Source organism: uncultured Cellulomonas sp. (assembly GCF_963527515.1).
Classification (GTDB): domain Bacteria; phylum Actinomycetota; class Actinomycetes; order Actinomycetales; family Cellulomonadaceae; genus Cellulomonas.
This window is the reverse complement of sequence record NZ_CAURTV010000122.1, coordinates 1-9,177: the sequence shown is the minus strand read 5'-3', so window position 1 is coordinate 9,177 and position 9,177 is coordinate 1. Positions and strand designations below refer to the sequence as shown.

The following is a 9,177-nucleotide window of genomic DNA, read 5'->3' as shown; positions in this document are numbered from 1 at the left end:
TCCCCGTCCCGCTGCTGGCCGACCCCCCGTGCGGCCGGGCCGGGATCGGCCGGGCTGGGCCGCGTGGCTCTCCGGCCGACAGCCCCACGAGAACAACTCTGGACGCGTCATCGGCCCGCCATGCGCGTCCACTGTTGTTCTCGTGGTCTCGTCGGCCCCGCCGCATGGCGACAACAACACCAGTGGCGTCTGACCCCCTCAGAACGGCACCCATGATGTTCTCGTGGCCGGGTTCGGGGGCAGCGTCGCGCCTCAGGCGGCTCGGCGTGCAGGGGCGACGCGGCGACGTACGCGGCCGCGCTCACCGAGCTGGCGTCGATCCCCGTCCCGCTGGCTGGCCGGACCGGGTCGTTCTGGACAGACAGAGCGTGCCGGGCCTGGACGGGGGGGAGGGCCAGGCCCGGCACGCGTTCCGCGAGAGTCACAGCGTCGTTGGCGTGACCCTGGTGAGGAACCCTCGGAGTGCGCTCAGGAGCGCACCACCTGCTGCTGGGGGGCAGCAGGACCGGGGGCCCAGGTGTGGGGGACCACCTGGTTGGTCTGGATGTCGGTCAGCTCGGCGGCATAGACGATGCCCTCGTAGACACCGGCCTCGACGCGCGTCAGGTGCAGGCGCTCGGCGCGCTCGATGTCGTCCCCCAGGTGGGAGATGCGAGCCACGACGTAGCGCTGGGCGTCCTGCCACTGGTCGACGACGCGGACGCTGAGGCCGTTCCAGCGGGCCGTGAGGTCGAGCTCGAACAGCTCGGTGACGTCCTCGCGGGCCACGCGGCGGTACCAGCGGCCGGACGGGGACTGGTAGAACCCGGTCTCGGCCAGCGGCGGGTTGGCCAGGGCCAAGACCACGGTGTGGCCGTTGTCCACGACGTCCGCCTCGAGGTAGGCGCCGTGCCACTTGGCGACGGGGCCGACGCAGCGCGACAGGGACGCCAGCGACGGGCGGGGGGCGCCCAGCTGCGTCACGGTCCACCCGGCGCCGACGTCCCCGTAGCGGGCCAGCAGCGTGGAGGTGCCGTTGTCGTAGATGCGGACCAGCTCGGCGCCCGGGGGGATGCGCGAGTGGCGCAGCCACCACAGCGGGAGGATGTACCCGGGCACGTCCCGGTACTGCAGCTGCGGGGACGACTCGAAGCGCAGCACGTCGATCGACCGGTCGTACGGGCTGAAGGGTGAGCCCTCGTAACCGAGTCCGTGCACCTCGAACAGCTGTGCCGGAGTCGTCGCGAAGGCGACGTCCTCGGCCCGAACCACGTACCCCGCCAGACGGTCGTGGCCCGCGGTGAGGTGTGCGCGGGTCAGCGCTGGCGTGATCGCCTTCTGCATGAGCGTCACGGTGGGCTTCCTTGCCGAAAAGGGGTGAACCGGATGATTCAGACCGGTCGGTGCACGATTGTGCAGCCCTTATAGGGCGCCTGTCCAGGAGAGGTCACTCATCTGAGTGAACTCGCAGGTCAGAGGCGTTGAGAGCGGTCCCGTCGAACCGATTCGTCTTCGGTTGAGAAGTAGGCAGAAGTGACGAGTCGGGCGCCGTGCGTTCACCCGTTCGGCTCAGCGTGCGGTGGCGCTCCGTCAGGAATCGAGGTAAGCGACCAGATGCCCCGCGAGCCCCGTGTAGGAGGCCGGCGTCAGGGCGGACAGACGCGCCTCGACGTCGTCGGGAAGGCCGAGCCCGCCGATGAACTCGCGCATGTCCGCGGCGGTCAGCCGGCGGCCGCGGGTGAGCTCCTTGAGCCGCTCGTACGGGTTCTCCATGCCGGTCACGCCGGCCACCGACGCGGCGCGCATGGCCGACTGCACGGGCTCGCCGAGGGTCTCCCAGTTCTCGTCCAGCTCGCGGGCCAGCAGTGTGGTGTCCACCGAGAGCGCGCGCAGCCCGCGGGCCACGTTGTCGATGGCCAGGAGCGAGTGCCCGAAGGCGGGACCGATGTTGCGCTGAGTCGTGGAGTCGGTGAGGTCGCGCTGCAGCCGGCTGGTCACCAGGGTGCTGGCCAGGGTGTCCAGCAGGGCCGACGAGAGCTCGAGGTTGGCCTCGGCGTTCTCGAACCGGATCGGGTTCACCTTGTGCGGCATGGTCGAGCTGCCGGTGGCACCCGCGACGGGGACCTGGATGAAGACGCCGCGCGAGATGTAGGTCCACACGTCGGTGGCCAGGTTGTGCAGCACGCGGTTGAACCGGGCGACGTCGGCGTACAGCTCGGCCTGCCAGTCGTGCGGCTCGATCTGCGTGGTCAGCGGGTTCCAGGTCAGTCCGAGGTGCTCGACGAACGCCTTGCTCACCGCCGGCCAGTCGGCGCCCGGGACCGCGACGACGTGCGCCCCGTACGTGCCGGTGGCGCCGTTGAGCTTGCCCAGGTACTCGTCGGACGCGATCCGCCGCAGCTGCCGCCGCAGCCGGTGCGCGAGGACCGCGAGCTCCTTGCCGAGCGTCGTCGGCGTCGCCGGCTGCCCGTGCGTCAGGGCGAGCATGGGCTGGTCCTTGAGCTCGTGCGCGAGCACGGCCACCTGGTCGACGAGTGCGGTGGCGGCCGGTGCCCAGACGTCCTGCACCGCACCGCGGACCATCAGCGCGTACGACAGGTTGTTGATGTCCTCGCTGGTGCACGCGAAGTGCACGAGCTCGCCGACGTCCCGCAGCGCCGACCCCTCCGGCGCGGCCGCGAGCCGGCTCTTGAGGAAGTACTCGACCGCCTTGACGTCGTGCACGGTGATCTTCTCGATGGCCGCCAGCTCCGCGACCTCCTCGGGCCCGAAGGTGTCGACGACCTCGCGCAGGTACTGCTCGTCGGCCGCCGTGAGCGTCGGGGCGCCCGGCACCACCTGCTGCTGCGCCAGGTGGATCAGCCACTCGACCTCGACGTGCACCCGCTCGCGGTTGAGGGCGGCCTCGCTCAGGTGGTCGACCAGCGGCGCGACGGCCGCGCGGTAGCGACCGTCGAGGGGGCCGAGCGCGATGGGGGGCGTGACGTCTGCGAGCCGGACGCGAGAGGGCATGGCTCCAGTGTCCCAGAGGGGTCCGGTCGGGTGCGGCGGCGTCCCGCCGTCACCTCGCGACGCCGTGCCACGATGTCGGTGCCCGCCGTCGAGGGAGCGCCGTGAGGACCGTGATGACCGAGGACCCGTACGTCGGTGCGAAGCGCGAGTACGACGCCGAGGCCGCCGGGGTGCGGTCCGACCTCGCCGCGGCGGGCGAGGACGACCGCCGACTGCGCGAGCTGCGGGTGACCGCGGAGAACAAGGCGGCGGTCCTGCCGGTCCTGAGGCGCTGGCTGGCGGTCCTCCGCTACTGGCCCGTCGCCGACGACCTCCTGGTCCCGTACGCCTCGAAGGCCGCCGAGTCGGAGGTGATGCCGGTGCTGATCGCGTGGATGAGGGGCAGACCGACCGGGTACCGGCTCGCGGTGACCTCCGACGGCACGCTCGACGCCGACGAGCTGATGCTGGGCAGCCTCAGCAGCGCCATCGCCGGCCTTGCCTCGCCGCCTTGGGCGGAGGACGTCCTGGGTCTGGCGCGCGACCGGTCCTTGGGCAGTGCTCGATCGGCGCTGGTCCTGCGGCTCGGACGGACGAAGCATCCCGACGTCCCGTCCGTGCTGATGGACCTCGTCGACGACGACTCGGTGGCGCCCTCGGCTCTCCGCGCGCTCGTCGCCGCCCGGTACCGGCCGGCACTGCCGGTCGTCGAGGCGCGGGTTGATGCGGTCGACGCGGACATCCGCGCCGAGGCGCGCAGGGCAGTGCGGCTGCTGAGGTGAGAGGCGACCGGGGCGTCGACTGGGCAGCGGAGCTGGGCCCTCTCCCGCTCGGGGACGTTCTCGACGTGACGCCGAGCTCGATCATCGCCCAGCCGACACCGGGCGCGCCCGGCTACGTCGCGTTCGTCCGTGAGCTCGACGACGGTGCTCTGGGGAGCATCGAGGAGCATGCCGGTCCGGGGGTTCCGGTCCATCTGTACTTCCCGGACGCGTTGGACGGGATCTCGCGGCTCGCCGTCGAGGAGATCATCGTCACGACCGCCAGCGAGGTCGACGTCGGGGAGCTCTACGCGCTGTCCCCAGCGGTGTCCTCCGTGACGCTGAACGGGAACGTCGTAGGCGCAGGCGGGATCGACATCCGCCGTCTGCGCGACGTTCGACACCTCGCCCTGGAGTGGGAAGCCGTGTCTCGGACGGGTCTCCCGCCCGGTCCGGCGCTGGAGTCGCTCACTCTTCTCGGCTACGACGCGAAGGAGCTTCCCGACCTCGGCGGCCGGCTCAGGAGTCTCGCTCTGTACGGCGCGAAGAACCTCGTGGACCTGGAGGGTCTGCGGGCCATGGACAACCTCCGCGAGCTGGAGATCAACGATGCCCGACGGCTGACGGACATCGACGCCCTCGCGGCGCTCAGGGACTTGGTCCGGTTCGAGGCCGACGGCTGCACCGGGATCCACGAGCTCGAGGTGCTGCGCGACGCCCGCAACCTCCGGCGGCTCCGTCTCGCCGACTGCGGAGGTATCGCATCCCTGGCGCCGATCCGGGGACACAATCAGCTCCAGGCGCTCCTCGCGTGGGGCACGACGAACATCGAGGACGGGGACCTCACTCCGCTCCTGTCGCTGCCGCGGCTGTCCGAGCTGGCGCTGAAGAGTCGTCGACACTACTCACCGTCCGTCTCGAGCATCGAGAGAGCCCGCGGGTCTCGTAGGCGCGGGCCGACGCTCGACGGGGACGCCCAGGCAGAAACCTGATCGAACCGAGGTCGTCGTCGATCGGCGAGAGGGGATTTGCGCATGTCGTTGGTGTTCCGCCAGGCCGAGTCGGGTCAGTACGCAGATGTCTACGAGCGTCCCAGCGAGGTCGATCTCTGGAACATCGCTCAGCACGCTCCGCAACAGATCGTTGTCAACGCCGCGGCGATCGCCGGTCGCGGAGCATCACTGGAATGGCTGTCCGAGATCTCCGTGCCCGAGCTGATCGTGCACGGAGGCAGGGGCGCCATCCCCGCGATACCTCGTGCGGCTCTGCGCAAGTTCGTCGAGATCAACATCTTCGGACGTTCTGAAGCTCCGATGCACACCGAGGACCTGCATCGCCTGGTGGGGCTGGGCGTCGACGTCGACGATCTCACCGGGCCCCTGTCGGCCGTCCCGCGACTGCGTGGACTCGCGCTGGGCAAGGTGCGGGCCGACTCCCTGGCGCTGCTGTCGGGGTGCAACGAGCTGCGTGCCGCCTCGTTGGAGTACGCCCGCGGGACACGGCTCACCGACGTCGACCTGCGATGTCCCGATCCCCCGTGGCAGCTGGAGTCGCTCGAGATCCACGGCGCGGGGATCTGCTCCCTCGACGGGATCGAGGCCTTCCCGCGTCTGAGGCACCTCGTCATCGATCCGGCAGGACCGGCGGTGCTCGACCACCGGATCGACCTGCGGCCACTGGCGGCGTGCCCGCTGCTCGAGTGGGTGGTCGTGTACATGAACGGCCGGCTCGAGCACGCGGAGGTCCTGCACGAGCTCACCAACCTCGAGCGGTTCGTGGCGCTCGCGGACCGGATAGACCCGATTCCGGCGCCGGCGCCGTGGCTCGAGATGTGATCCCCCGTGCCCAGGACCGTGACAGCAGCCCTCGCGCCCGTGGAGGAGCGCCGATGAATATCGCTCGACTCGGACGTGTTCGCCGGTGCCGGTTTCGAGCGGCACGGCACGACCTGGGTGCGTCCTGACGACGACCTCTCGTGGCTGGTGAGACTCGACCGGGCGCCCTTCCGCTCGTCGTGCTCGCTCGAGCTCGGGGTGGCACCTCGGTGGCTCGACCGGTGGGCCGACGCCGACCGCGTGCACGACTGTCCGCTGGTCATCCAGCTCGAGCTGCTGCCGCTCAGCTCTCCGGCCGAGGTCGCCGGGACACGTCTCGAGGGGTTCTCGACTGCGGTCGTCGCCTCGTTCGACGTGCGCTCGACGCTGCCCGGCGACCTCCGGCGACGCCTGTGGACGGCGGTCCTGCGGGCGGGAGCCGAGTACACCGCGTCCGTGCGGACGCCTGCCGACCTGCGGCGAGAGCTTGACGCGGGGGTGTTCGCCGCGGGCTTCGTGCACCGCGACCTGCGCGAGTGGCTCACCACCCCGCCAGTAGCCTGACCCCACCGGCGGCCCCCGTCGGTCCGCCGACGCCGAGGAGCCCCGTGGCACCGCAGACCCGCAGGCCGAGCGCGGTGCTGGTGGTCGGTGCGTTGGTCGTCGTCGCGGTGATCGGGGCGGCGCTGGCGGGGCCGTTCCGGCTCGGTCAGCGGAACGCGGGCGGGGCGGCGTTCACCATCCCGCCCCTGCCGGTCGAGTCGCGCACCGCGACGCCCCCGCCGGTCGAGCCGGACATGCTGCGGGTCGAGGAGTCGGTGGTCGCGCAGCGCTGGCTCTACCTGATCGTCATCGTGCTGGTCGGCGCGCTGCTGGTGGTCGCGGTCGCGATGCTGGTCAGGCGGGTCCGCGCGATGCTGGCTCGGCGTGCACCGCACGAGGTCGACCTGGCGGCTCCGGACGTCGACCTCGGCGGCGACGTGCTGGACAGCGCCACGCCGGCGCTGCGCGAGGGTGTCCGGCGTGCGGCGCAGGTGCTCGAGGACGAGGTCCCGCCCGGGGACGCGGTGATCGCCGCGTGGGTGGCGCTGGAGGCGTCGGCGGAGCGCACCGGGCTGGTGCGGGATCGCGCGCAGACGGCGACCGAGTTCACGGTCGAGGTCCTCGGCACCACGCGTGCGGACCCTGCGGCGACGCGCACCCTGCTGGAGCTCTACCTCGCCGCGCGATACTCCGAGCACGTGCTCACGCGGTCCGACGTCGATCGGGCGCGCACGAGCCTGGCCGCGATCGCGGTCGACCTGGGGCGGCGTGCCGAGGAGGACGCATGAGGTGGGACTGGCGGCCGCTCGCCGGGTTCCTGGTCGGCGGCGTCGGAGCGTGGGCGGCCGGTCTGACGCCGGGGACGTCGGCGCTGCTCGGGCTGCTCGTCGCCGCGGGGGTGCTGCTGCTCAGTCGCCTGGACGGCACCCCTGACCCCGGCTGGGACCGCGAGCGCCTGGACCGCCGGCACGGCGCGCGCGGCGAGGTGCAGGATCTGGCGTGGGCGATGGTCGGGCGGGACGGACGGATCGGCGAGCGGGTGCTCCGGCGGCTGCGCGAGGTGGCGCGGAGCCGGCTCGCGCGGCACGGGATGACCCTCGACGACCCGCACGCGCAGAGCCTGCTCGGCACGCGCGCCGTCCGGACGCTCACCCGCACCACCTCACCGCTGCCCACGGTCGCCGACGTGGTGCACACCCTCGACGTGCTCGACCGCCTCGGACCGAGGCGTGCCACCCCGACCGACGACGGAGCGCCCACCGATGACTGAGCAGCCCACGCCACTGACCGTCGCGCAGGTCGCGGACCGCGGGAGCGCCGTGCTCGACGAGGTCGCGACGCTCGTCGTCGGCATGCGCGAGCCCCTGAAGGTCGCGCTCGCGGCCATCCTCGGCGGCGGGCACGTGCTCTTCGAGGACGTCCCCGGGCTCGGCAAGACGCTGGCCGCGCGGAGCCTGGCGACCGCTCTCGGGCTCGCGTTCCGCCGGGTGCAGTGCACGCCTGACCTGCTGCCGTCGGACATCACGGGGTCGAGCGTCTTCGACCCGGCGACGGCGTCGTTCGCGTTCCGTCCGGGCCCGGTCTTCGCGGGGCTCCTGCTGGCCGACGAGATCAACCGGACCGCCCCGAAGACGCAGTCGGCGCTGCTGGAGGCCATGGCCGAGCGGCAGGTCACGGTGGACGGTGAGACGTACCCGCTGCCGGACCCGTTCCACGTGGTGGCCACGTCCAACCCCGTCGAGTACGAGGGCACGTACCCGCTGCCGGAGGCGCAGCTCGACCGGTTCATGGTCCGGGTGGCCGTCGGGTACCCGGACCGGGACGCGGAGGTCGACGTCCTGTCGCGGCGGCTCGCGCGGCGCCAGGAGCTGGGTACTGTCCGCACGGTCGTCGACGCCGCCACGCTGCGGGCGATGCAGGCCGGGGTCGAGGCGGTCACGGTCGACGCCGACATCCTGCGGTACTGCGTCGACCTCGCGGCAGCCACCCGCACGCACGACGCGGTCGACGTGGGTGCCTCGCCGCGGGGCTCGCAGGCGCTGGTGCTCGTCGCGCGTTCGCTCGCGGTGCTGTCCGGCAGGGACTTCGTCACGCCCGAGGACGTCAAGGCCGTGGCCGTCCCTGCCCTCGCGCACCGGCTCTCGCTGACGCCGCAGGCCTGGGCGACGGGCACCGCGCCGCAGAAGGTCGTCGCGGACGTGCTCGCGCGGGTGGCAGGCCCGACGACGGCGCGCCGCGGATGACCTGGGTGCGCTCACGGGCGACGGAGGCGGGCGTCGTCGTCGGCCTCGTGCTCGTCGTCCTGGGCGCGCTGCTCGGACGCCCGGACGTCGCCGTGCTGGGTGCCGCGCCGCTGGTGGCGGGGGTGTGGGACTGGCGTCGCCGTCCGTCCACCGACCCGACCGCGCGGCTGGAGGCGTCCGACACGGCACCCGCCCCAGGCACGCTGCGTGCAGACGTGGTCGTCGACGCACCCGCCGGCGTCCTCGTGGGCGTCCGCCGAGGTGTGCGGGTGCTCGCCGAGGCGTGGGTGGTCGTCGACGGCAGCCGACGTCTCCCGCTCGTCGTGCACACCGTGCGCACCGGACCGCAGGAGGTCGCGTTCGTCGACGCGCAGGGGATCGGGCCGGGCGCCGCCAGCGTGTCCGAGCCCAGCCCCGCCGTCTCGCGCTCGGCCCTGGTGCTTCCCGCCCCGCGGCCCCTCGGTGACCTCCCGCTGCCGCCCCGGCTGCGCGGGCTGACCGGCGGGCACGAGTCGCGCCGGCCCGGCGAGGGCGGTGGCCTGCGTGACGTGCACCCGTTCTCCCCCGGCGACCGGCTGCGTCGCATCGACTGGCGCGTCACCGCGCGGCGGTCCCCTGACCTGCACGAGCTCTACGTCCGCCGCGAGCACGCGCTCGCCGAGGCGGTCGTCGTGCTGGTCGTGGACTCGCGCGACGACGTCGGCCCGGACCCGATGACCTGGCGGGGCTCGACGCCCGCCCGCGCGCAGGACCCGACGTCGCTCGACCTCGCCCGGCAGGCCGCCGCGTCCGCCGCGCAGGGCTTCCTCGAGCTGGGCGACCGGGTGGGGCTCGACGACCTCGGAG

10 protein-coding genes are annotated in these 9,177 nt (G+C 72.7%); 8 read left to right on the top strand and 2 right to left on the bottom strand.

The window, feature by feature from the left end; all coding sequences use genetic code 11:
* Positions 1 to 468: 468 nt before the first annotated feature.
* Both RYN42_RS18065 and purB read right to left on the bottom strand, forming a co-directional pair.
* Positions 469 to 1,323 carry a hypothetical protein gene (locus tag RYN42_RS18065; RefSeq protein WP_315098310.1) on the bottom strand — a complete coding sequence of 285 codons (855 nt, stop codon included), beginning with the start codon at positions 1,321 to 1,323 and terminating at the stop codon, positions 469 to 471.
* Between the two features lie 246 nt (positions 1,324 to 1,569).
* Entirely contained in the window at positions 1,570 to 2,991 is a 1,422-nt protein-coding gene (gene purB / locus RYN42_RS18060; RefSeq protein ID WP_315098307.1) for an adenylosuccinate lyase, read from the bottom strand.
* Between the two features lie 101 nt (positions 2,992 to 3,092).
* Between purB and RYN42_RS18055 the strand changes: the two genes are divergently transcribed.
* From RYN42_RS18055 to RYN42_RS18020, 8 genes are all read left to right on the top strand, one after another.
* Entirely contained in the window at positions 3,093 to 3,752 is a 660-nt protein-coding gene (locus RYN42_RS18055; protein ID WP_315098304.1) for a hypothetical protein, read from the top strand.
* A 212-nt stretch (positions 3,753 to 3,964) separates the two neighbouring features.
* Entirely contained in the window at positions 3,965 to 4,723 is a 759-nt protein-coding gene (locus tag RYN42_RS18050) for a hypothetical protein (protein WP_315098300.1), read from the top strand.
* A 42-nt stretch (positions 4,724 to 4,765) separates the two neighbouring features.
* On the top strand, positions 4,766 to 5,566 hold the full coding sequence (locus RYN42_RS18045) for a hypothetical protein (RefSeq protein WP_315098298.1): 801 nt from the start codon (positions 4,766 to 4,768) through the stop codon (positions 5,564 to 5,566).
* Positions 5,567 to 5,641: 75 nt separating this feature from the next.
* Positions 5,642 to 6,109 carry a hypothetical protein gene (locus RYN42_RS18040; protein WP_315098296.1) on the top strand — a complete coding sequence of 156 codons (468 nt, stop codon included), beginning with the start codon at positions 5,642 to 5,644 and terminating at the stop codon, positions 6,107 to 6,109.
* Positions 6,110 to 6,153: 44 nt separating this feature from the next.
* Positions 6,154 to 6,876: a DUF4129 domain-containing protein gene (locus RYN42_RS18035; RefSeq protein ID WP_315098293.1), complete on the top strand. Its 723-nt coding sequence runs from the start codon at positions 6,154 to 6,156 to the stop codon at positions 6,874 to 6,876.
* Complete coding sequence (locus RYN42_RS18030; protein WP_315098290.1) at positions 6,873 to 7,358, top strand: hypothetical protein; 486 nt, start codon at positions 6,873 to 6,875, stop codon at positions 7,356 to 7,358. Before RYN42_RS18035 ends, RYN42_RS18030 begins: the two co-directional genes overlap by 4 nt.
* Positions 7,351 to 8,331 carry a MoxR family ATPase gene (locus RYN42_RS18025; protein ID WP_315098288.1) on the top strand — a complete coding sequence of 327 codons (981 nt, stop codon included), beginning with the start codon at positions 7,351 to 7,353 and terminating at the stop codon, positions 8,329 to 8,331. Before RYN42_RS18030 ends, RYN42_RS18025 begins: the two co-directional genes overlap by 8 nt.
* On the top strand, positions 8,328 to 9,177 hold an 850-nt coding region (locus RYN42_RS18020; RefSeq protein ID WP_315098284.1), incomplete at its 3' end, for a DUF58 domain-containing protein. The genes RYN42_RS18025 and RYN42_RS18020, both read left to right, overlap by 4 nt.